The sequence below is a fragment of the Agromyces atrinae genome (assembly GCF_013407835.1).
GTDB classification, from domain to species: Bacteria; Actinomycetota; Actinomycetes; order Actinomycetales; family Microbacteriaceae; genus Agromyces; species Agromyces atrinae.
Genome location: NZ_JACCBI010000001.1, coordinates 2,508,684 through 2,529,891, shown reverse-complemented (window position 1 = coordinate 2,529,891; position 21,208 = coordinate 2,508,684). Strand labels below are relative to the sequence as shown.

The window sequence follows — 21,208 nt, the reverse complement described above, 5'->3', positions numbered from 1 at the left end:
AGGAGCCCCTTTACACATGACAGCCGAGCCGAATCAGACCCCCGATCGAAAGCCCGAATACGGCGCCGATGACATCCAGGTTCTCGAGGGTCTCGAGGCGGTACGCAAGAGGCCCGGTATGTACATCGGGTCCACGGGGCCCCGCGGTCTCCACCACCTCGTGTACGAGATCGTCGACAACTCCGTCGACGAAGCGCTCGCGGGCTACTGCGACGAGATCGACGTCACGATCCTCCCGGACGGCGCCGTCCGCGTGGTCGACAACGGTCGAGGCATCCCCGTCGACATCCACAAGACCGAAGGTCGCTCGACCGTCGAGGTCGTCCTGACCGTCCTGCACGCCGGTGGAAAGTTCGGCGGCGGCGGATATGCCGTCTCCGGCGGTCTGCACGGCGTCGGTTCGTCGGTCGTGAACGCGCTGTCGACGAAGCTCGACGTCGAGGTGCGCCGCCAGGAGCACGTGTGGCGCCAGTCGTTCAGCATCGGTGTTCCCGACGCTCCGCTCGCGAAGGGCGAGTCGACCGACATCACGGGCACGACCATCACGTTCTGGCCGAGCCCCGAGATCTTCGAGACGATCGAGTTCGACTACGAGACGCTGCGCACTCGCTTCCAGCAGATGGCGTTCCTCAACAAGGGCCTCCGCATCAACCTCACCGACCTGCGCGAGATCTCGCAGATCACCGATGCCGATGAAGACGCCGAGGGCCACCGCCACGACAGCTTCTTCTACGAGCGCGGACTCGTCGACTACGTCGAGTACCTCAACCGCTCGAAGAAGTCCGACCTCGTCAACGAAGAGGTCATCTCGTTCGAGTCGGAGGACACCGAGCGCCACATCGCCCTCGAGGTCGCGATGCAGTGGACGACGGCGTACACCGAATCGGTGCACACCTACGCGAACACCATCAACACGCACGAGGGCGGCACGCACGAAGAGGGCTTCCGCGCCGCGCTGACGACTCTCGTCAACAAGTACGCGCGCGACAAGGGCCTCCTCAAAGAGAAGGACGCGAACTTCTCGGGCGAAGACGTGCGCGAGGGTCTCACCGCGGTCATCTCGGTCAAGCTCTCCGAGCCGCAGTTCGAGGGTCAGACGAAGACGAAGCTCGGCAACACCGAGGCCAAGTCGTTCGTGCAGCGTGTTGCGAGCGAGCAGCTGAACGACTGGTTCGACCGCAACCCGAACGTCGCGAAAGACATCATCCGCAAGGCGCTGCAGGCGGCGACCGCTCGTCTCGCCGCGCGCAAGGCGCGCGAGGCGACGCGACGCAAGGGCCTCCTCGAGTCGGGCGGCATGCCCGGCAAGCTCAAGGACTGCCAGTCGAAGGATCCCTCGATCTCCGAGATCTTCATCGTCGAGGGCGACTCGGCCGGCGGCTCCGCCGGAACCGGTCGCGACCCCGAGACGCAGGCGATCCTCCCGATCCGAGGCAAGATCCTCAACGTCGAGAAGGCGCGACTCGACCGGGCTCTCGGCAACGCCGAGGTCCAGGCCATGATCTCGGCGTTCGGCGCCGGCCTCGGCGAGGACTTCGACCCCGAGAAGGTCCGGTACCACAAGATCGTGCTGATGGCCGATGCCGACGTCGACGGCCAGCACATCACGACCCTCCTCCTCACCCTGCTCTTCCGCTACATGCGGCCGCTCATCGAGCTCGGCTACGTGTACCTCGCGCAGCCGCCGCTCTACCGCATCAAGTGGACGAACTCGGATGACGAGTACGTGTACTCCGACCGCGAGCGCGACGCACTTCTCGCCGACGGCATCGCCCAGGGCAAGCGTGTCCCGAAAGACAACGGCGTGCAGCGCTACAAGGGTCTCGGCGAGATGAACCACCAGGAGCTCTGGGAGACCACGATGAACCCCCAGACCCGCACCCTCCTGCAGGTCACCATGGACGATGCGGCGGCAGCCGACGAGATCTTCTCCACCCTGATGGGCGACGACGTCGAGTCGCGCCGTAACTTCATCCAGAAGAACGCGAAGGACGTGCGTTTCCTTGACATCTGACACCACCGAACCGGGCGGCCCCGCCGACGATCACGGCGTCCACGGACGGATCGACCAGGTCGACCTCCAGCTCGAGATGCAGCGGTCGTACCTCGACTACGCGATGAGCGTCATCGTCGGGCGCGCTCTGCCCGACGTCCGTGACGGCCTGAAGCCCGTCCACCGTCGCGTGATCTACGCGATGTACGACGGCGGCTACCGCCCCGAGAAGGCGTTCTCGAAGTGCGCGCGCGTCGTCGGCGACGTCATGGGTCAGTTCCACCCGCACGGCGACTCGGCGATCTACGACGCCCTCGTGCGTCTCGTGCAGCCGTGGAGCCTCCGCTACCCGCTCGCACTCGGGCAGGGCAACTTCGGCTCGCCGGGTAACGACGGTGCTGCGGCCCCCCGATACACCGAGACTAAGATGGCTCCGCTCGCCATGGAGATGGTCCGCGACATCGACGAGAACACCGTCGACTTCCAGGACAACTACGACGGCCGCACGCAGGAGCCCGCGATCCTGCCGTCGCGCTTCCCGAACCTGCTCGTCAACGGATCCGTCGGCATCGCGGTCGGCATGGCGACGAACATCCCGCCGCACAACCTCCGCGAGGTCGCCTCGGGTGCGCAGTGGTACCTCGAGAACCCGGATGCCACGCGCGAAGAGCTCCAGGAAGCCCTGATGCAGCGCATCAAGGGCCCGGACTTCCCGACCGGCGCCCAGATCCTCGGCGTCAAGGGCATCCAGGACGCGTACCGCACGGGCCGCGGATCGATCACGATGCGCGCCGTCGTCACGGTCGAAGAGATCCAGAACCGTACGTGCCTCGTCATCACCGAGCTGCCGTACCAGGTCAACCCCGACAACCTCGCGATCAAGATCGCCGACCTCGTCAAGGAAGGCCGCGTCGGCGGTATCGCCGACATCCGCGACGAGTCCTCGGGCCGTACGGGTCAGCGACTCGTCATCGTGCTGAAGCGCGACGCGGTCGCGAAGGTCGTGCTCAACAACCTCTACAAGCACACGCCGCTGCAGGACAACTTCGGCGCCAACATGCTCGCGATCGTCGACGGCGTGCCCCGCACCCTCTCGATCGACGGCTTCATCGCGCACTGGGTCGACCACCAGATCGAAGTGATCGTCCGTCGCACGCAGTTCCGTCTCGACAAGGCGGAGGCCGACGCTCACATCCAGCGCGGTTACGTCAAGGCGCTCGACGCCCTCGACGAGGTCATCGCCCTCATCCGTCGCTCACCCGACGTCGACGAGGCGCGCACGGGCCTCATGGAGCTCCTCGACGTCGACCGACTCCAGGCCGACGCGATCCTCGCCATGCAGCTGCGTCGTCTCGCGGCCCTCGAGCGTCAGAAGATCATCGACGAGCTCGAGCGGCTCGAGCTCATCATCGCCGAGTTCAAGAAGATCCTCGCGAGCGAAGAGCTGCAGCGTCAGATCGTCTCCGACGAGCTCGCCGAGATCACGTCGAAGTACGGCGACGACCGCCGCACCGAGATCATGTTCGGTTTCGACGGCGACATGTCGGTCGAAGACCTCATCCCCGAAGAAGAGATGGTCGTCACGGTCACGCGCGGTGGCTACGTCAAGCGCACGCGCAGCGACAACTACCGGTCGCAGCACCGAGGCGGCAAGGGTGTCAAGGGCGCGCAGCTGCGGGCGGATGACGTCGTCGACCACTTCTTCGTCACGACGACGCACCACTGGCTGTTGTTCTTCACGAACAAGGGCCGCGTGTACCGCGCGAAGGCGTACGAGATCCAGGAGGCCGGCCGCGACGCGAAGGGCCAGCACGTCGCGAACCTGCTCGAGATGGCTCCCGACGAGGAGATCGCCGAGATCCTCGACATCCGCGACTACGCGGTCGCGCAGTACCTCGTGCTCGCGACCCGCGACGGTCTCGTCAAGAAGACCGAGCTCTCGGCCTACGACACGAACCGCTCGCGCGGCATCATCGCGATCAACCTCCGCGACGACGACGAGCTCGTCTCGGCGATGCTCGCCGACGACACCGACGAGATCCTCCTCGTCTCGAAGAAGGGCATGTCGCTGCGCTTCGAGGCCAACGACGAGGCGCTCCGACCGATGGGCCGTTCCACGTCGGGCGTCAAGGGAATGAGTTTCCGCGGCGACGACCGTCTACTCGGAGCCTCGATCGTCGGATCCTCCGAGACGATCGCCATCGAGACCGGCGACGACGTCGTGATCGATGAGACCACGCCCGGTGCATCCGGTCGATTTGTCTTCGTCGTGACCGAGGGCGGCTACGCCAAGCGCACCGCGGTCGAGCAGTACCGCGTGCAGCAGCGCGGCGGTCTCGGCATCAAGGTCGCGAAGTTGAGCGACGATCGCGGCGATCTCGCCGGCTCGCTCATCGTCGGAACCGAGGACGAAGTCCTTGTGGTTCTTGCCAGCGGCAAGGTGATACGCTCTGACGTCGCTGAAGTGCCCGCCAAGGGGCGCGACACGATGGGCGTCGTCTTCGCGAAGTTTGCGGAGTCAGACCGCATCATTGCAGTAGCGAAGAATTCCGAGCGCAACCTCGTGGCCGATGAGCCCGCGGTGGATGAGACCACTGAGGAGAACGCGCCCGTCGAAGGAGAAGTCGTAGATGAGTAACGTCGCCGAGAAGCTGGCCAAGAAGTCGAATAGACGCACCACGTCGAAGCAGGTACGCCTGCGTCTCGTGTACGTGGACTTCTGGTCGGCCGTGAAGTTGTCGTTCCTCATCGCGGTCTGCTTCGCGATCGTCACCGTCGTCGCGACGTTCCTCATCTACACGGTGCTGAACTCGACCGACATCTTCACCAAGGTGAACGACGTCGTGAAGGACATCGCCGGAACCGGCGGCGACCTGACGGCCATCCTCTCCCTCGGCAACGTCATGGGCTTCGCGATCATCGTCGCGCTCGTGAACGTCGTCGTGACGACCGCCCTCGGCGCCGTCGCGGCTCTGCTGTACAACATGTCGGTGAAGATCACGGGCGGCGTGCTCGTCGGTTTCACCAACAACTGACCTTCTGAACGGCCCCGGCGGCCGCCGATTCGGAGAATCGGCAGCCGTCGGGTAGTCTTTCACTCGGTCAATTCGGGGCTATAGCTCAGGCGGTTAGAGCGCTTCGCTGATAACGAAGAGGTCCCAGGTTCAAGTCCTGGTAGCCCCACTGTGTAGCTGGTTCTACACACACCCGTGTTGATCACCGGCTGGTCTCGATCAGCCGGTGCGACACATCGGGGCCTTAGCTCAGTTGGTAGAGCGCCTGCTTTGCAAGCAGGATGTCGGGAGTTCGATTCTCCCAGGCTCCACATATGGATGGCGACACGGTCGGACGAATCATCGTCGGTCTCGTGATGATCGCGGCGGGTGTTCTCGTCATCGGGTTGGCGCGCGCGACGGCCTCGGGTCGCGTGGGGCGCAACGACATCGCCGGCATCCGCACGCCGAGCACCATGGCGTCGGATGAGGCGTGGCTGGCCGCGCACGTGCGGGCGAAGCGGCCGACGATCTTCGCGGGCGTCGCCTCGCTCGTCACGGGAGCCGCCGCATTGCTGCCGCTCCCGACCCCCGTCGTCGGAATCGGTGTCGTCGCGGGTGCCGGCGTGATGATCGCGTTCGTGATCCACGGCTCGGTCGTCGGAACCGCCGCTGCGCGTGAGGTGCTCGCGCGCGACGATGCCTGAACCGAGGTCACTCGTCCGTCGCGGCTCCGTGCGCGAGCAGGTAGTCCCTCAGTACGCGGGCATGGTTGACCTTCGGGTCGCGGGCGCCGTAGAGCAGCGTCACGACGTCGTGGTCGCGCACGATCTGCAGCAGTTCGCCGACCGCCGGGTTCTCGTCGAGCTCGGCCTCGTACCGAGTGGAGAAATCGTCGAGACGATCAGGGTCGTGATTCCACCAGGTGCGAAGCGCGGGGCTCGGTGCGATCTCCTTCAGCCAGACATCCGCCGCCGCCCGTTCGTGGGTCTCGCCTCGCGGCCACAACCGATCGACGAGCACCCGGTACCCATCGGTGGGTTTCGGCTCGTCGTACACGCGCTTGATATTCAGGGATCCCACGACTGCTCCTCCTGCTCGACCGGCCCGTCCTTTCGATTCTGGCACGCACCCCGTGGAGCGGTCAGCGCATGATCGCGGTGACGATGTCCTCGATGATCGAGTAGGCGCCGAAGAGGAACAGCACTCCCATGAGGATGATGCCGATCCAGCCCGTGCGCTGCGAGAGACGTCGACCCGAGCTGGCCACTCCGCGCGGCGGACGGATGATCTGCGGGATCCCGCGTTTGTCGTCGGCGACGTACGTGTTACCGAGGCGGGCATCGCGCCAGCGCTGCCACCGATCGATCTTCTCGCTGAGCGCCGCGATCGTCGTCGTGAGCCACACCCAGGTCGCGGGGTCGATCGTCGACAGGTCGCGCTTCGAGTAGAGGTACATGCGGTCGTCGATGATCTCGACGTCGAGCTCGGCCGCGTGGTCGATGAATCGGGCCATGATGTCGGGGGTGAAGAGGTAGAGCGCATCGCTCTCGTAGCCGCGCGGGCAGTAGAGCGTGAAGTGCTTCGAGAAGTCGCCCTCGAGTTCGAGGCGCTGATCGCGGCTGAAGCCGACAGGCAGGTTCGAGCCGCCGAACAACGAATTGTTGCCCGTCGCATCGAGCACGATGTGCGGCAGGCTCGTGCCGAGCGCGATCGAGGCGAACCCCCAGCGGAAGCTCCGCTGGCTCTTGCCCGAACCCGTCGAATAGGCGTAGTTGCCGACGACGGTGCTGCCGTCGGCGCCCGTGATCACATCGAGCGACTCGATGCTGTGGCCGACGCGGAAGATCATGCCCGGGTAGAGGAGCATGCCGCCGACGGGCTGGTGGCTGAGCCCGTTGGCCTCCGCGAAGCGGTGCAGCCGGTAGGTGCGGCTGATGCGTCGGCGCCGGATCGCGCGGAAGACGATGACGGCCCCGAGGATGACGGGCGCGAGGTAGACGCCGAAGTAGAGCAGCCTGCGTGCGTCGTCCTGCGGCGAGTACCCGATCTGATCGATGCCGATGATCACGGCGCCGAGTGTGACGAAGGCGAGCAGCGCGGCGTAGAACAGCAGGACGCCGACGATGTTCGGGGCCGAGTTCGACCGCAGGTTCTTCGGGAGCGTGTCGCGGAACGCGGCGAGGTCTGCGCGATCGATGCGATCGGTGAGTGGGCGGGTGTCGATCGGGGTCGGGACGAATCGGCTCGCAGTCACCTGGTCAACCTACCGGCGCGCGTCGGCGCGGTGGCGCAGGCAGCCAGGGGCATGTGCGCCGACAGACTCATCGCAGTAGCCACGACACGACGTCCTCCAGCATCGAGTAGAGGCCGAGGAGCAAGAATGCGACCATCAGCACGGCGCTCACCCACGCGGTGCGCTTCGTCAGGCGGCGCCCGGTCGCTGCTACGCCACGCGGTGGGCGCACGATCCGAGGCATCCCGCTATCGCCCTCAACGACCGCGACGTCGCCCAGCCGCGAATCCCGCCAACGCTGCCAGCGGTCGACCTTCTCGCCGAGCGCGTCGAGCGTCGTGACGAGCCACTCCCAGGTCGCGGGATCGAGTGTCGATAGGTCGCGTTTGGAGTAGAGGTACAGGCGGTCGTCGATGATCTCGACATCGAGTTCGGCAGCATGGTCGATGAAGCGGGCCATGATGTCGGGGGTGAAGAGGTAGAGAGCATCGCTCTCATAGCCGCGCGGGCAGTAGAGCGTGAAGTGCTTCGAGAAGTCACCCTCGAGCTCGAGCCGTTGGTCGCGACGGAATCCCTCCGGCAGGTTCGAGCCGCCGAACAGTGAGTTGTTGCCGGTCGCGTCGAGCACGATGTGCGGCAGGGAGGTACCGAGCTGGATCGATGCGAATCCCCAACGGTGCCGGCTCTGGTTCTTGCCCGACCCGACGGTGTACTGGTAGTTGCCGATCACCGTCGACCCCGTCGATTGCCGCATGATGTCACGGCCCAACGCACTGTGCCCCGCTGTGAAGATCATGCCCGGGAAGAGGAGCGGCACACTGCTCGGCGTATAGAGCAGACGGTTGTCGCGAGCGAAGCGATCGAGGCGAAACTGACGTGTTCCGCGCCTGACCCAGAGCCCCCGAACGATGAGGACGACGGCGAGGATCGGCATCGCGAGATAGATGAACCCGATGAGGCCCCGCATGAGGTGGTCATTCGCCGACGTGCCGAGATCGTTCACGCCGATGACGAGTGACCAGAAGCTGATGAGGAAGATGGACGCGACGAAGAGGATCGCCGCGGGAACGACGGTCGCCTTGAGGCCTGGCCGTAGGTCGGACGGCAGGGTTTCGCGGTAGACGCGAAGCGCCGCCTTATCGATGGGCCCTGTCAAAGCCGAGGTGTCGAGGGCTGCGGCGAGGGTGGGGCGAGAAGGCACACCTCGAACCTATCGACGGGTCAGCACCGCATGGCGGCCGGCATTCAGCGTGGCGCGGCTAGGGTGTGCAGATGGACATCCGCATCGCCGCTTACGCCGTCATCATCGACGACGGCCGCATCCTGCTCTCGCACTGGAACGAGCACGGCCGTGACGGGTGGACGCTCCCCGGCGGCGGTATCGAGGGCGAGGAGCATCCCGCGGTCGCTGCGGTCCGCGAGATCTCGGAGGAGACGGGCTACGAGGCCGAGATCGATCGGCTGCTCGGCATCGACACGATCACCGTGCCCGCCGAACGTCGCTTCTCGGGTGACGTACCGCTGTACGCGATGCGGGTCGTCTACCGCGCCCACGTCACCGGCGGTGCGTTGCGCAACGAGATCGACGGGTCGAGCGACGAAGCCCGCTGGGTTCCGCTCGACGAGGTCGCCGGGCTCAAGCGCGTGAGCCTGCTCGACGTCGCCCTGCGCCTGAACGACGCCGAGCCCGCCGACGGAGTTCCGCCCCTCGCGTGAGAGTCGGATCCCCGTCGACGGTGGCGGGTGAGGTGTTCATCGCGGGCCGCAGAGCAGGTAGCCGGAATTCCGCGCCGCTTCGTAGCGACGCGTGAGCTCCGCATCGTGCTGCAGCTGGCGGCGGTGTGCTTCGCGGTCGTAGGCCTCATGGCGCCGGCGACGGCTCCACGAGACGAGGAGGAGGCCGAGGCGGAGCGCGGCGCGCTCCACGGGGCTCGGCGGGTGGGCAGTGAGGACGTGCGTGTTCACGGTGGTGATTCCTTCAGGAGATCGGAGAGGTGACCGTCGTCTCCGGGCGTGCCAGTGAGACGCACCCGACGGGATGCCGCTGGCGAGCGACGATCAGAGGGGATGACGAGAGACAGGGCTCTCGAGAGGAGGCAGAGGTCTCGTGTCGAGACGGTGCATCACAGGCAGAATGCGGCGATCAGCGCTGCGACTCAGGCAGCGGGGTGATCGACGAGCGTTAGTGGGAGCTGACTCCGAAGGAGGTCACTCCGTGCACGACGGCCATTCCTGCGATGAACGGTTCCTGACGAATAAACATGAAGCTCCTCCTTTCGATTGCTAGACCCAGACGGGTACTGACGTTAGCGGCCCGAGTCGGTGCGCCGCAACCCCGGGTACGACGAAGCGCCCGCCCTGATCACAGGGCGGGCGCTTCGATACGTCGAGTGCGGTTAGACCGCAGCAGCCTCGGAGGGCGTCTCGGGCTCGTCGTCGGAAACCCAGAGCTCGTCGTCGGCGCGGAACGTCTGCCACACGGCATACGCGACGGCACCGGCGGCCACGACACCCGCGCCGATGGCGAGGTAGGTGCCGAATCCGGACTTCTTCTTCTGCGGGACGAGAGCGGGGCTCACTCGCGAGAGGGCCTTGCGCACGCGCGTGTCGTTGGCGATGTCGCCGATGGCGAGCACCGAACCGATCGCGCTGCCGACGGCGGGAAGCACCGTGCGGTCGACGACCTTGCCGGCACCGCGGGCGAATGCACGCGTCGCGTCGACGCCGGGCTGAACGTAGGACTGGTAACCGTCGCGCACGCGGGGCGCGACTTCCTCGCGAGTGAGAGCGCCGAGCTGGCGGCTCGCCTCACGGGCAACGCTGTTCGCGTGGTCGAGGACGTGCTGCTGGTTGCCCCACAACTCTTCCGCACTCGAGCGCAACCGCTTGAGTTCCTTCTTGCGCTTGCGTGACAGGCTCATGGTCTCGACCTCCATCGTGTGAGAAGCAACTCCCCCATCTTGCCACTGTTGCGCCTGCGAAGGCGGTGGGAGTCCGAATGCGACCGGAGGGGTTCCCAGGATGCGAGAATGTTTGCTATGGCTCTTCCCACCGCAGTAGCGACCATCAACACCACCCTCGGCCCGATCAAGGTCGACCTCTACGGCCACCAGGCTCCGAAGACCGTGAAGAACTTCACGGGTCTCGCGACCGGCGAGATCGAGTGGACCCACCCCGAGACCGGCGTGAAGTCGACCGCCCCGCTCTACGACGGCGTCATCTTCCACCGCATCATCCCCGGCTTCATGATCCAGGGCGGCGACCCGCTCGGTAAGGGCTTCGGCGGCCCCGGCTACCAGTTCGACGACGAGATCACCTCCGAGCTCGACTTCACCGAGCCCTACGTCTTCGCCATGGCCAACGCCGGCATCCAGAACGGACGCGGCACGAACGGTTCGCAGTTCTTCATCACGGTCGCTCCGACGACGTGGCTGCAGGGCAAGCACTCGATCTTCGGTCGCGTGACGGATGCCGACAGCCAGGCCATCGTCGAGAAGCTCGCCGCGGTGCCGACCGACGGGCGCGACAAGCCGCTCGACGACGTCGTCATCGAGAGCATCTCCGTCGAGAACCTCTAACCCTCGATGAGTCAGGCGCCCACCGACGCCGCGAACTACTGCTACCGGCATCCGTCGAGGCAGAGTTTCATCCTGTGCCAGAGGTGCGGCCGCACGGTCTGCCCCGAGTGCCAGACACAGGCGGCGGTGGGCGTCATCTGCCCCGAGTGCATGAAGGAGCAGCGGCAGAACGCTCCGCGCACGAAGCCCGCGGCGTTCACGCGCATCCGAGCGGCCGGCCGCAACGGCGCGCCCGTCGTGACGTACTCGATCATCGCCCTCACGGCGCTCGTGTACGTACTGCAGTGGATCCCGGGGCTCGGCGTCACGGACGCCCTCTTCTTCAACCCGGTGTTCCTCACCGAGATCCAGTTCGAGCCGTGGCGCATGCTCACGTCGGTCTTCCTGCACTCGACGGGGCTGATCTTCCACATCCTGCTCAACATGTACACGCTGTGGATCTTCGGGCAGCTGCTCGAGGGCATGCTCGGGCGATGGCGATTCCTGTCGCTTTATCTGATCGCCGGCCTCGCGGGATCCGTCGGCGTCGTCATCCTCGCTCCCGTCAACTCGGGAGTGCTCGGTGCGTCGGGCGCGATCTTCGGTCTCATGGGCGCCTTCGTCGTCATCCAGCGGCGACTCGGCGGCAACCTGACCCAGCTCTACGTGCTGCTCGGCATCAACCTCGTCATCGGCTTCATCCCCGGCATGAACATTTCGTGGCAGGCGCACCTCGGCGGCCTCGTCGGCGGTGCGCTCGTGGGCCTCGTCTACTTCGAGACGCGGAAGCGTTCGCAGAAGGGCCTGCAGATCGGTCTGCTCATCGGCATCGCCGTGCTCCTCGTCGCCGTCGGCATCATCGTCGCGCGCTGGAAGGTCGGGGCTCTCTGACCCGTCGACTCCGGGCCGGGAGTTATCCACAGGTTTATTAACACCTGGGGAGAGTTACACCGGTGTGATTCGCTTAACCGGAGATAAACGAAAGGGGACGATCACGTGACGTGATCGCCCCCGAAGGCACTGAGTTCTGTGGTCGCTATCGCCAGCGAGTGGTCATGAGGAAGCCGATGAAGGCGATTCCGAAGCCGATGAGGATGTTCCACGAGTCGAGGCTCGGGATCGGCAGCGTGCCCTGGCTCACGTAGAAGACGATGATCCAGGCGAGACCGACGAGCATGAACCCGAACATGACGGGCTTGAACCACACCGGGTTCGGGAGGTCTTCACCGCTCGGCTGTTCCGCGCGCGCGGGCTTCTGAGTCTTCGTGCGTGCCATGCCCACGATTCTAGCCTGAAGACGGCCTCCGTTCCGTCGACCTCTTCACCCGGGTGAGGGAACTAGAATCCAGGTTATGTCCGAGGCCTCTGAGACCCTTCGCGCGCGCCCGCGTCGAAAGCGCGCGCGAGTGAGCTTCTTCGGCGTGCTCGGCGAGCTCCTCCTGACCGCCGGCGTCGTCATCCTGCTCTTCCTCGCGTGGCAGCTGTGGTGGAACGACGCCATCATGGCCGGCCAGCAGTCGAGCGCGGCGAGCGACCTCAGCCGCGAGTGGATGACGGAGGCCCCGCCGACCACGACGCCGTCGGAGACCGCCGAACCCGTCGATCCCGGGGACCCGGTCGTCGGCACGGCGACGTACAGCGACGGGCAGCCGATCGGCATCATGTACGTTCCGCGGTTCGGCGAGGGATCGCAGCGCACGATCGCCGAAGGCGTTGGCCTCAACGTCTTGAACAGCGAGACGCTCGGAGTCGGGCACTACCCCGAGACGCAGCGCCCCGGCGAGGTCGGCAACTTCGTGATCGCGTCGCACCGTAGCGCCTACGGCGGAGGCATGCACGAGATCGAGCAGCTGCAGCTCGGCGACGGCATCTTCATCCAGACGCCCGACGGCTGGTACACCTACCGGTTCCGCGACCTCGAGTACGTCACGCCGCAGACCGTCGAGGTGCTCGCCGCCGTTCCGCACCAGCCGGAGATGCCGCCCGTCGATCGCATCATCACGCTCACGAGCTGCAACCCGTTGCTCTCGACCGCCGAGCGCATCATCGCGTACGGCGTGCTCGAGTCCTGGATACCCGCATCCGAGAACCGGGTGCCCGACGAGATCGCGGCCGACGTCGCCGCTTGGGGGCAGTAGACCATGTACGCGGGACTCTTCCGGATCCTCCCGGGGCCCATCTGGCTCCGCATCATCCTCTTCCTCGGCATCCTCGCCCTCGCGGTGTGGGCGCTCTTCACGTTTGCCTTTCCCTGGGTCGACCAGATCGTCAACCCCATTGAAGTGACGGTGACCGAATGACCCGCGTTCTCGTGATCGACAACTACGACAGCTTCGTCTACACGCTCAACGGCTACCTGCAGGAACTCGGGGCCGAGACCGAGGTCGTGCGGAACGACGACATCGAGCCGGGCGACCTCCGTGCGCGCCTCGCCGAGTACGACGCCGTCCTCATCTCTCCCGGGCCGGGCAAGCCGTCCGACGCCGGCGTCTCGATCGCGACCGTCGAGGCCGCTCTCGAGTCGGGCCAGCCGCTCCTCGGGGTGTGCCTCGGCCACCAGGCCATCGCCGAAGCGCTCGGCGCCGTCGTCACGAACGCCGAAGAGCTCATGCACGGCAAGACGTCGCTCGTCACGCACGACGAGAGCGACTTCTACGACGGCGTGCCGCAGCCCTTCACGGCGACGAGGTACCACTCGCTCGCCGTCGTCGACGGCACTCAGCCCGACGCCCTCATCGTGACGAGCCGCACCGCCGGCGGCGTCATCATGGGTGTGCGTCACGAGAGCCGACCGATCTACGGCGTACAGTTCCACCCCGAGTCGGTGCTCACCGAGGGCGGCTACCGCATGCTCGGCAACTGGCTCGAAGACGCCGGTCTCGCCGGTGCGCGCGAACGCGCCGAAGGGCTCAGCCCGCTCGTCCGTCTCGCCTGAGCAGGGTCAGCCCGACCGGGCTCAGCCCGTGCAGTACGTGAGCTCGACGTCGGACTTCTGCGGAACGTCGCCCGGCGCCAACGACTGCTGAGTGACCGGCTGGCCGTCTTCGGCCTCGCACGAGTCATCCGGTCGGGGAATCGGGTTGAGCTGACGTTCGTCGGCCGTGACAATCTCAGTCGCTTCGGCTAGCGGCATCCCAAGAACGTCGACCATGAGGACGAGTCCGTTCGACACGACGAAGTCGACCGTCGACCCGAGGTTGACCGTCGTGCCGCTCGCGGGCGTCGTCGACAGCACGACGTCGGCCGCCACCGTGGGCGAGTTCTGACGCGTGATCGAGCCGCCGACGAGACCGAGATCGGTGACGGCCTGCTGGGCCTCGGCGATGGGCCTGTTCGCGAGGTCGGGGAGCCCGACCGTCTCCTGACCGGTCGAGACGTACACGGTGATGACGTCGCCGGGCGCCACGATGGTGCCGGCCGGCGGGTTCGTGCGCGTCACCAGTTCGGCGTCGACCGAATCGCTCGCCTCGGTCAGCATCGTCGCGGGCAGCCCGAGCTCCTGGAGCTTCGTGACGGCGACCTCGTAGGTGTCTCCCGTGAGGGTCGGCACCTCGCGCGACGTCGACGGGAGGTCGTTGTTCGGCTGCAGCGTCAGCGCCCAGTACATGACCGAGATGACGATGACGATGACGGCGATGACGCCCGACCAGATCCAGATGGCGGGAGGACGGCGCTGCGTGCGCGTCATCGTCTCGTCTTCGGTCAGCTGGCGGAGCGCGAGCTCGGAGGTCGTGAGAGACGTCGTCGGTGCTCCGAAGAGCTGACTTGCGGCATCCGGAACGCGGTGGACGGGCACCCGACCCGACGCGGCGATGTCGACGTCGGTGCGGAACTCGGCCGCCGTCTGGAAGCGGGCGTCGCGGTTCTTCTCGAGCGCGTGCAGCACGACCGTGTCGAGCGCCGGCGAGACGCGCGGGTTGATCGTGCTCGGCTTGGCCGGCGGCTCGCTGACGTGCTGGTACGCGACGGCGACGGGGGTGTCGCCGCGGAACGGCGGGCGACCCGTGAGCATCTCGAAGAGCACGACGCCCGTCGAGTAGAGGTCGGTGCGTGCGTCGACGACCTCGCCCTTGGCCTGCTCGGGCGAGAAGTACGCCGCCGTGCCGAGGATCGCCGTGGTCTGAGCGACGGTCGAGGTCGAGTCGGAGATGGCCCGGGCGATGCCGAAGTCCATGACCTTCACCTGGCCGGTCTTCGTGACCATGATGTTGCCGGGCTTGATGTCGCGGTGCACGACACCGGCGCGGTGCGAGTACTCGAGGGCCGTGAGGACGCCGTCGATGATGCGGACGGCTTCGCTCGACTCGAGCGGTCCCTCGCGGATGATGTCGCGCAGCAGTCGACCCTCGACGTACTCCATGACGATGAAGGGGAGCTGCTGCTCGTTGCCCTCGTCGTCGGTGACCGTCTCCTCGCCCGCGTCGAACACGCGGACGATCGTCGGGTGGGCCATGCGGGCGGCCGACTGGGCCTCCTGACGGAAACGCGTGCGGAATGCAGGGTCGGTCGCGAGCTGCGGCTTCAGCAGCTTGATCGCGACGGTACGGCCGAGGCGCGAGTCGGTGCCGACATGCACGTCGGACATCCCGCCTCGCCCGACGCGCTCGCCCACCCGGTATCGACCGGCGAGCACGCGTCCCTCGTCTGTCACTCCTGCACTCCTACTCGTCGGCGCCGGGGTCTTCGGTCGGCGCCGGCTGCTCGGAGAGCGTGATGAGGCCGGTGTCGGACCACTCGGAGTCGATCTGACCGCAGAAGTAGCGGAAGCTCATCGAGAAGTCGCTGCTGCCGACCGTGACCGTCGCCTGCGTGGTGCCGCCGGGGATCACCGACTGGTTCGGGATCGAGGCGCCGCCGCTGTCGACACGGAGCTCGTAGCCCGCGAGCGACTGACCGGCGGGGCACGACTGCGCGGGCCAACCGACCTGCGTGTTCTCGCCCGCGACGACCGTCGAGGGGTCGACGGCGCTCACGGTGCCCGAGGGCTTACCAGGAGCGACGATGTCGGCGTAGAACGTGATCGTGATCGTCGAACCCTTCGCGACCGGTCCGGTCGGGTTGACGTCGTAGACCGTGTTCACCTGGCCGGGCTCGGTCGCCGCGTTGCCCGCGACGGCGTTCGCGACCATGCCGAGCTCGTCGAGCTTCTGGCGGGCCTCGTCGACGCTGAGTCCGGTGAAGTCGCTCGCGGCGATCTGCACCGTCTCGGTGGCGGGGGGCGCGCTCGTCGTCGGCGGAGCGGACGTCGTCGCGGGAGGCGTCGAGGTCGTCGCCGGAGGGGGCGTGTCGCCGCCGTTCTGCGTGAGGGCGAAGATCGACCCGCCGAGCACGATCACGAGGATCGCGATGAGCACGATGAGCGGCCACGTCCACGGGCTGCGCTTCTTCTTCGGCTCCTCCTCCTCGCCGTCGGCGAGGCCCGCAGCGGATGCCGGGGAGTTGAGGATCGCCGTGGCGGCGGTCGCGCCGCCCCCGGCCTTGGGGAGCAGCATCGTGGCGCCCGCGGTGCCCGCTGCGGCGCCGAGCACGGCGGGAACGGATGCCGCAGCAGCCTGCACGTCGCCGCGGCGGAGAGCCGTGGCGGCGCGCGCGAGGGCAGCGCCCGATGCCGGGCGGTCGGCCGGGTTCTTCGCGATGCACGCGAAGACGAGGTTGCGCACGGGCTCGGAGACCGTGACGGGAAGCTCGGGCGGAGCCTCGTTGATCTGGGCCATCGCGATCGCGACCTGCGACTCGCCCGTGAAGGGGCGGCGGCCGGCGAGGGCCTCGTACGCGACGATGCCGAGCGAGTACACGTCGGTCGTGGGAGATGCCGCGTGACCCGACGCCTGCTCGGGCGAGAGGTACTGCACCGTGCCCATGACCTGGCCGGTGGCCGTGAGGGGAACCTGGTCGGCGATGCGCGCGATACCGAAGTCGGTGATCTTGACGCGCCCGTCGGGCGTGATGAGCAGGTTTCCGGGCTTGATGTCGCGGTGGACGAGACCGGCGGCGTGAGCGGCGTGGAGCGCCTGAGCCGTCTGGGCGACGATGTCGAGCACCTTGTCGGTCGACAACACGTGCTCGCGCTCGAGGATCGTCGAGAGCGCCTCACCGGGGACGAGCTCCATGACGAGGAACGCGCTGCCGTCCTCCTCGCCGTAGTCGAAGACGTTGGCGATGCCCTCGTGGTTCACGAGAGCGGCGTGACGTGCCTCGGCGCGGAAACGCTCGAGGAAGCCCGGGTCGCCCAGGTACTCGTCTTTCAAGATCTTGATCGCGACCTGCCGGCCGATGATGAGGTCAGTCGCCTGCCACACCTCGCCCATGCCGCCGATCGCGATCCGCGACTGCAACTCGTAGCGACCCCCGAAGGTGATCCCTGCGCTCGGTCTCATCTGTTCAGCACCGCCTCTAGTACCTGTTTCGCCACCGGTGCGGCAAGGAGATTGCCGTACCCCGTCTGACCCAGCCCCCCGCCGTCTTCGATCAGAACGGTTATCGCCACCTGCGGGTCGTCTGCGGGCGCGAATCCGGTGAACCACAGAGTGTAGGGATCGTCGTCGCCGTTCTCTGCAGTGCCGGTCTTTCCGGCCACACTGACGCCGTCTATTCTTGCATTACTCGCGGCTCCGTCCTGGACTCCGTTGACCATCATCTGGGTCATCGTCGTCGCCGTCGCCGAGCTGATCGCACGCGAGAACTCAGTCGGCTCGAAGGTCTGCAGGGGGCTCAGGTTCGGCGCGGTGATCGCGTCGACGAGGTTCGGTGCCATGACGACCCCGTCGTTGGCGATCGCTGCCGACACCATCGCCATCTGGAGCGGCGTCGAGCGCACGTTCCCCTGGCCGAATGCGCTGAGCGCGGTCTGGGGAGCGTCGAGTCCGCGCGGGTAGACGCTCACCTCGGTGGGGTTCGGGATCTCGTACTCGAGGTTGAAGCCGAACTTCTCGGCCTGCTCGCGGATCGCGTCGTCGCCGAGGGCGAGACCGAGCTCGGCGAAGGGGATGTTGCACGACAGTGAGAGCGCGAGGGCGAGGGTCACGGTCTCGCCGCCGCCGCACGTTCCGCCGCCCGAGTTGCGCACGACCGAGGTGGTCTGCGGCAGCTGGAAGGTGGCCGGGTTCGGGAACGTCGATTCGGGAGTGTAGTCGCCCGACTCGAGGGCGGCCGCCGTGACGACGAGCTTGAAGACCGAGCCCGGGGGGTTCATGTTGCCGCCCGTGGCGCGGTTGTACAGGGGGTCGGCGGGGTCGGCGACGAGGGCCTCGAAGGTCTCGTCGACGGCAGCACCGTCGTGGACGACGAGCTGGTTCGGGTCGTAGGTCGGCTTCGTGACCATGGCGATGATGCGCCCGGTCTTCGGCTCGGTCACGACGACCGCTCCCGTGTAGTCGCCGAGCGCGTCCCATGCGGCCTGCTGGATCGCGCCGTCGATCGTCGTGTCGACTGCCGCGCCCTGCGGGTCCTGACCCGAGATGATGCGATCGATCGACTCGAAGAACTGCGAGTTCGAGCGGCCGCTGAGATACGAGTTGAGCGAGCGCTCGAGGCCGGTCGCCTCGCCGTTGACGGGGATGTAGCCCGTGATCGGCGCGTACAGCGGCCCGTTGGCGTAGACGCGCTGGAAGCGGTAGTTGTCGCCCGAGGGCTGCGAGGACGCGATGGGGCTGCCGTCGACGAGGATCGGCCCGCGCTCGACGGAGTAGCTCGCGTAGAGCGTGCGCGAGTTGCGTGAGTCGTCGCCGAGTGCCTGCGCCTGGAACACCTGGATGATCGACGACGAGACGAGCAGAGTCACGAACATCAGCAGGACGACGAACGAGACGCGCTTCAGTTCACGGTTCACGAGTCGACCACCAGCCTCGGATGATTGCGCACGGTGTCGGAGAGGCGGAGCAGCAACGCGACGATGATCCAGTTCGCGACGAGCGACGAACCACCCGCGGCGAGGAACGGCGTGGTGAGGCCCGTCAGGGGGATGACGCGGGTGACGCCGCCCACGACGATGAAGACCTGCAGGGCGACGACGAACGCGAGGCCCACACCGAGGAGCTTGCCGAAGTCATCCTGCCCCGCGAAGCCGATGCGGAAACCGCGCGCGACGAAGAGGATGTACAGCGCGAGGATCGCGAAGATGCCGGCGAGGCCGAGCTCTTCGCCGAGGCTCGCGATGATGTAGTCGCTCTGCGCGACGGGCGTGATGTCGGGTCGGCCGCGGCCGAGACCCGTGCCGATGAGCCCGCCGTTCGCGAGACCGAAGAGCCCCTGGACGAGCTGGAAACTGCCGCCCGGATCCTGATCGAACTGCGACTGCGAGAACGGATCGAGCCAGTTGCGGAACCGGTTGCCGACGTAGTCGAGCGTCTGGCTCGCGATGAGCGCGCCGCCGACGAAGAGCGTGAGGCCGAGCAGGACCCACGAGATGCGGCCCGTCGCGACGTAGAGCATGACGAGGAAGAGGCCGAAGTACAGGAGGGCCGTTCCGAGGTCGCGCTGGAAGACGATGACCGACATCGACAACAGCCACACGACGATGAGCGGTCCGAGATCGCGCATGCGCGGGAACCGCATGCCGAGGAAGGTCGTGCCGACCATCGAGAGCGAGTCGCGGTTGCGCACGAGGTAGCCCGCGAAGAAGACGGCGAGGGCGATCTTCGCGATCTCACCGGGCTGGAACGTCGCGAAGTCGCCGAGGCCGATCCAGACGCGTGCGCCGCTGACCTCGCGCCCGATACCGGGGAGGAGCGGGAGGAGCAGCAGGATGATCGCGACGAGGCCCGACAGGTAGGTGTACCGGAAGAGTGTGCGGTGGTTGCGGATGACGACCATGACGACGATCGCGCACACGATGGCGATCGCACTCCACGCGATCTGGCGGACGGCGGCGCTCTCCCAGCCCGACTCGTCGTTGGCGATGTCGATCCGGTAGATCATCGCGATGCCGAGACCGTTCAGCACGGTCGCGATCGGCAGGATGAAGGGGTCGGCGTCGCGCGCGACGAAGCGCATCGCGATGTGGAGCGCGAGCACGAGAGCCGAGAGGCCCGCGCCGAGCAGCACGAGCTGGGTGTCGATCGTGCCGATGGCGCCGAGCTGCACGAGCACGATCGCACTCGCGTTGATGGCGCACGCGACGATGAGCAGTGCGAGCTCGAGGTTGCGGAGCTTCTGCGGCAGTCGGATGCGTCGGATCGACGCGGTCTTCGTGGCGGTCTCAGTCAAGGGACGCCTCCAACCGTTCGATGATCGCGCGGGCCTCGTCGAGCGACGTCGCGCTGATCGTGCGCTCGACCGTCATCTGGTCGTAGGTGCGGAGGTCGGCGACGTCGATGTTCGTCTCGCGGTACACCTCGTGGAGCGAGAGGGGCCCGAGGTCTTGTTGGATGCCCTGGAAGATCGCGACGCGGCCGTTCGACTCGCCCACGAAGTACCGCGTCTGCGTCCACTGGTAGGACAGCACGCACGCGACGACGATGCCGGCGACGATGAGGAGCGACCCGACGAGCCACGCGACGCGGCGTCGCGTGGCTCGACGACGGTCTTCCTCGATGAGCTCGTCGTAGTAGTCCTCGGAGTCGGGCTCGAAGTGGGCCTCCTGCACGGGGTGCAGACGGAAGGGTGCGAGGAGGATCGAGCGCGGGCGCACCGGCTCGGGGGTTCCGAAGGCGAGGGGGATCGCCGCGGAGCCGACGATGACGGGAGGCGTCTCGGGCGCGGGCGGCTCACCGATGTCGACGATGACGACGGTCACGTTGTCGGGGGCGCCGCCGTCGAGCGATGCCTTGACGAGCTTGTCGGCCGCGGCCTTCGCACCGGCATCCGTCGCCATGATCTCGGCGATCTCGGAGAACGACGCGACGCCGGAGAGGCCGTCGGAGCAGATCATCCATCGGTCGCCCTCGCGGGTGTCGAGGATCATCGAGTCGATCTCGGGCGACGACTCGACGTCGCCGAGCACGCGCATGAGCACCGAGCGACGCGGGTGCACCATCGCCTCTTCCTCGGTGATGCGGCCCGAGTCGACGAGGCGCTGCACGAATGTGTGGTCGGTCGTGATCTGGCTGAGTTCGCCGGCGCGCATGAGGTAGATGCGCGAGTCGCCGATGTGGGCGATGACGACCTGGTCGCCGTAGAGGGCGACGGCGCTGACCGTCGTGCCCATGCCCGTGAGCTCGGCGTGCTCGAAGACCGTCTCGGCGAGCTCCTGGTTGGCCGAGATCAGGGCTTCCTGCAGTGCTCCCGACGCGTCGAGGGCCGAGAAGTAATCGGTGTCGGCTTCGGCGATGCGTCGAGTCGCGATCGCGCTCGCGACGTCGCCACCCGCGTGGCCGCCCATGCCGTCGGCGACGAGGAAGAGGGAGCGCCCGGCGTATCCCGAATCCTGGTTATTCGAGCGGATCTTGCCGACGTGGGAAACCGCGGCGCTCGCCTTGACCGTCGCCATAGG

General features: G+C 66.9%; 21 protein-coding genes and 2 tRNA genes. 12 read left to right on the top strand and 11 right to left on the bottom strand.

What is annotated here, in order from left to right:
• Nucleotides 1-16: 16 nt before the first annotated feature.
• The 6 genes from gyrB (at nt 17) to BJ972_RS11760 (ending at nt 5,693) form a co-directional block, all read left to right on the top strand.
• The gene (gyrB, locus tag BJ972_RS11785) at nt 17-2,014 is read left to right on the top strand and encodes a DNA topoisomerase (ATP-hydrolyzing) subunit B (protein WP_129172266.1); all 1,998 of its coding nucleotides are present in this window, start codon (nt 17-19) and stop codon (nt 2,012-2,014) included.
• Between the two features lie 76 nt (nt 2,015-2,090).
• The gene (gyrA, locus tag BJ972_RS11780; RefSeq protein ID WP_373366838.1) at nt 2,091-4,631 is read left to right on the top strand and encodes a DNA gyrase subunit A; all 2,541 of its coding nucleotides are present in this window, start codon (nt 2,091-2,093) and stop codon (nt 4,629-4,631) included.
• On the top strand, nt 4,624-5,028 hold the full coding sequence (locus BJ972_RS11775) for a DUF3566 domain-containing protein (RefSeq protein ID WP_129172268.1): 405 nt from the start codon (nt 4,624-4,626) through the stop codon (nt 5,026-5,028). Before gyrA ends, BJ972_RS11775 begins: the two co-directional genes overlap by 8 nt.
• A 74-nt stretch (nt 5,029-5,102) precedes the next feature.
• Nucleotides 5,103-5,176, top strand: a tRNA-Ile gene (locus BJ972_RS11770).
• Nucleotides 5,177-5,245: 69 nt separating this feature from the next.
• Nucleotides 5,246-5,318, top strand: a tRNA-Ala gene (locus BJ972_RS11765).
• A gap of 3 nt (nt 5,319-5,321) precedes the next feature.
• Nucleotides 5,322-5,693 (top strand): SdpI family protein, encoded by a 372-nt coding sequence (locus BJ972_RS11760; protein ID WP_164989853.1) that lies wholly within the window; start codon nt 5,322-5,324, stop codon nt 5,691-5,693.
• A 7-nt stretch (nt 5,694-5,700) separates the two neighbouring features.
• On the opposite strand, the gene BJ972_RS17345 is transcribed toward BJ972_RS11760, so the two are convergent.
• From BJ972_RS17345 to BJ972_RS11750, 3 genes are all read right to left on the bottom strand, one after another.
• On the bottom strand, nt 5,701-6,069 hold the full coding sequence (locus tag BJ972_RS17345) for a DUF488 domain-containing protein (protein ID WP_241830681.1): 369 nt from the start codon (nt 6,067-6,069) through the stop codon (nt 5,701-5,703).
• A gap of 61 nt (nt 6,070-6,130) precedes the next feature.
• Complete coding sequence (locus BJ972_RS17340) at nt 6,131-7,243, bottom strand: hypothetical protein (protein ID WP_241830682.1); 1,113 nt, start codon at nt 7,241-7,243, stop codon at nt 6,131-6,133.
• A gap of 67 nt (nt 7,244-7,310) precedes the next feature.
• Nucleotides 7,311-8,423 carry a hypothetical protein gene (locus tag BJ972_RS11750; RefSeq protein ID WP_241830683.1) on the bottom strand — a complete coding sequence of 371 codons (1,113 nt, stop codon included), beginning with the start codon at nt 8,421-8,423 and terminating at the stop codon, nt 7,311-7,313.
• A gap of 71 nt (nt 8,424-8,494) precedes the next feature.
• Here BJ972_RS11750 and BJ972_RS11745 point away from each other — a divergent pair, with 71 nt between their 5' ends.
• Nucleotides 8,495-8,938 carry an NUDIX hydrolase gene (locus BJ972_RS11745; RefSeq protein WP_129172271.1) on the top strand — a complete coding sequence of 148 codons (444 nt, stop codon included), beginning with the start codon at nt 8,495-8,497 and terminating at the stop codon, nt 8,936-8,938.
• Nucleotides 8,939-8,974: 36 nt separating this feature from the next.
• Here the strand turns inward: BJ972_RS11745 and BJ972_RS11740 are convergent, their stop codons facing one another.
• On the bottom strand, nt 8,975-9,187 hold the full coding sequence (locus BJ972_RS11740) for a hypothetical protein (RefSeq protein WP_129172272.1): 213 nt from the start codon (nt 9,185-9,187) through the stop codon (nt 8,975-8,977).
• A gap of 431 nt (nt 9,188-9,618) precedes the next feature.
• On the bottom strand, nt 9,619-10,143 hold the full coding sequence (locus tag BJ972_RS11735; protein WP_129172273.1) for a hypothetical protein: 525 nt from the start codon (nt 10,141-10,143) through the stop codon (nt 9,619-9,621).
• Nucleotides 10,144-10,260: 117 nt separating this feature from the next.
• Here BJ972_RS11735 and BJ972_RS11730 point away from each other — a divergent pair, with 117 nt between their 5' ends.
• Both BJ972_RS11730 and BJ972_RS11725 read left to right on the top strand, forming a co-directional pair.
• Nucleotides 10,261-10,800: a peptidylprolyl isomerase gene (locus BJ972_RS11730; RefSeq protein WP_129172274.1), complete on the top strand. Its 540-nt coding sequence runs from the start codon at nt 10,261-10,263 to the stop codon at nt 10,798-10,800.
• Nucleotides 10,801-10,926: 126 nt separating this feature from the next.
• Nucleotides 10,927-11,670: a rhomboid family intramembrane serine protease gene (locus BJ972_RS11725; protein ID WP_308790475.1), complete on the top strand. Its 744-nt coding sequence runs from the start codon at nt 10,927-10,929 to the stop codon at nt 11,668-11,670.
• A 145-nt stretch (nt 11,671-11,815) separates the two neighbouring features.
• On the opposite strand, the gene BJ972_RS11720 is transcribed toward BJ972_RS11725, so the two are convergent.
• Nucleotides 11,816-12,055: a cell division protein CrgA gene (locus BJ972_RS11720; RefSeq protein WP_129172276.1), complete on the bottom strand. Its 240-nt coding sequence runs from the start codon at nt 12,053-12,055 to the stop codon at nt 11,816-11,818.
• 76 nt (nt 12,056-12,131) lie between these two features.
• On the opposite strand from BJ972_RS11720, the gene BJ972_RS11715 reads away from it, so the two are divergent.
• Genes BJ972_RS11715 through BJ972_RS11705 form a run of 3 tightly spaced genes read left to right on the top strand, consistent with a single transcriptional unit; the run spans nt 12,132 to nt 13,714 of the window.
• Nucleotides 12,132-12,917, top strand: coding sequence for a class E sortase (locus BJ972_RS11715; protein WP_129172277.1), 786 nt, complete (start codon nt 12,132-12,134; stop codon nt 12,915-12,917).
• 3 nt (nt 12,918-12,920) lie between these two features.
• The gene (locus BJ972_RS11710; RefSeq protein ID WP_164989854.1) at nt 12,921-13,079 is read left to right on the top strand and encodes a DUF4175 domain-containing protein; all 159 of its coding nucleotides are present in this window, start codon (nt 12,921-12,923) and stop codon (nt 13,077-13,079) included.
• Nucleotides 13,076-13,714 carry an anthranilate synthase component II gene (locus BJ972_RS11705; protein ID WP_129172278.1) on the top strand — a complete coding sequence of 213 codons (639 nt, stop codon included), beginning with the start codon at nt 13,076-13,078 and terminating at the stop codon, nt 13,712-13,714. Before BJ972_RS11710 ends, BJ972_RS11705 begins: the two co-directional genes overlap by 4 nt.
• A gap of 21 nt (nt 13,715-13,735) precedes the next feature.
• Here BJ972_RS11705 and pknB read toward each other — a convergent pair whose 3' ends face one another.
• Genes pknB through BJ972_RS11680 form a run of 5 tightly spaced genes read right to left on the bottom strand, consistent with a single transcriptional unit; the run spans nt 13,736 to nt 21,205 of the window.
• Nucleotides 13,736-15,430, bottom strand: coding sequence for a Stk1 family PASTA domain-containing Ser/Thr kinase (gene pknB, locus BJ972_RS11700; protein ID WP_129172279.1), 1,695 nt, complete (start codon nt 15,428-15,430; stop codon nt 13,736-13,738).
• Nucleotides 15,431-15,440: 10 nt separating this feature from the next.
• Nucleotides 15,441-17,156 (bottom strand): protein kinase domain-containing protein, encoded by a 1,716-nt coding sequence (locus BJ972_RS11695; RefSeq protein ID WP_129172280.1) that lies wholly within the window; start codon nt 17,154-17,156, stop codon nt 15,441-15,443.
• Complete coding sequence (locus BJ972_RS11690) at nt 17,153-18,607, bottom strand: peptidoglycan D,D-transpeptidase FtsI family protein (protein WP_129172281.1); 1,455 nt, start codon at nt 18,605-18,607, stop codon at nt 17,153-17,155. The genes BJ972_RS11695 and BJ972_RS11690 overlap by 4 nt, the downstream gene beginning before the upstream one ends.
• Nucleotides 18,604-19,983, bottom strand: coding sequence for an FtsW/RodA/SpoVE family cell cycle protein (locus BJ972_RS11685; protein WP_241830684.1), 1,380 nt, complete (start codon nt 19,981-19,983; stop codon nt 18,604-18,606). The genes BJ972_RS11690 and BJ972_RS11685 overlap by 4 nt, the downstream gene beginning before the upstream one ends.
• Complete coding sequence (locus tag BJ972_RS11680) at nt 19,976-21,205, bottom strand: PP2C family protein-serine/threonine phosphatase (RefSeq protein WP_129172282.1); 1,230 nt, start codon at nt 21,203-21,205, stop codon at nt 19,976-19,978. The genes BJ972_RS11685 and BJ972_RS11680 overlap by 8 nt, the downstream gene beginning before the upstream one ends.
• Between the last annotated feature and the right edge of the window lie 3 nt (nt 21,206-21,208).

Excerpts from the sequence above, each read along its gene's own strand:
- BJ972_RS11705 (WP_129172278.1), top strand. The coding sequence starts at position 13,076 with ATGACCCGCGTTCTCGTGATCGACAACTACGACAGCTTCGTCTACACG.
- BJ972_RS11760 (WP_164989853.1), top strand. The coding sequence starts at position 5,322 with ATGGATGGCGACACGGTCGGACGAATCATCGTCGGTCTCGTGATGATC.
- gyrA (WP_373366838.1), top strand. The coding sequence starts at position 2,091 with ATGCAGCGGTCGTACCTCGACTACGCGATGAGCGTCATCGTCGGGCGC.
- BJ972_RS11680 (WP_129172282.1), bottom strand. The coding sequence starts at position 21,205 with ATGGCGACGGTCAAGGCGAGCGCCGCGGTTTCCCACGTCGGCAAGATC.
- BJ972_RS11775 (WP_129172268.1), top strand. The coding sequence starts at position 4,624 with ATGAGTAACGTCGCCGAGAAGCTGGCCAAGAAGTCGAATAGACGCACC.
- BJ972_RS11715 (WP_129172277.1), top strand. The coding sequence starts at position 12,132 with ATGTCCGAGGCCTCTGAGACCCTTCGCGCGCGCCCGCGTCGAAAGCGC.
- BJ972_RS11720 (WP_129172276.1), bottom strand. The coding sequence starts at position 12,055 with ATGGCACGCACGAAGACTCAGAAGCCCGCGCGCGCGGAACAGCCGAGC.
- BJ972_RS11745 (WP_129172271.1), top strand. The coding sequence starts at position 8,495 with ATGGACATCCGCATCGCCGCTTACGCCGTCATCATCGACGACGGCCGC.
- BJ972_RS11730 (WP_129172274.1), top strand. The coding sequence starts at position 10,261 with ATGGCTCTTCCCACCGCAGTAGCGACCATCAACACCACCCTCGGCCCG.
- gyrB (WP_129172266.1), top strand. The coding sequence starts at position 17 with ATGACAGCCGAGCCGAATCAGACCCCCGATCGAAAGCCCGAATACGGC.
- BJ972_RS11735 (WP_129172273.1), bottom strand. The coding sequence starts at position 10,143 with ATGAGCCTGTCACGCAAGCGCAAGAAGGAACTCAAGCGGTTGCGCTCG.
- BJ972_RS11710 (WP_164989854.1), top strand. The coding sequence starts at position 12,921 with ATGTACGCGGGACTCTTCCGGATCCTCCCGGGGCCCATCTGGCTCCGC.
- BJ972_RS11695 (WP_129172280.1), bottom strand. The coding sequence starts at position 17,156 with ATGAGACCGAGCGCAGGGATCACCTTCGGGGGTCGCTACGAGTTGCAG.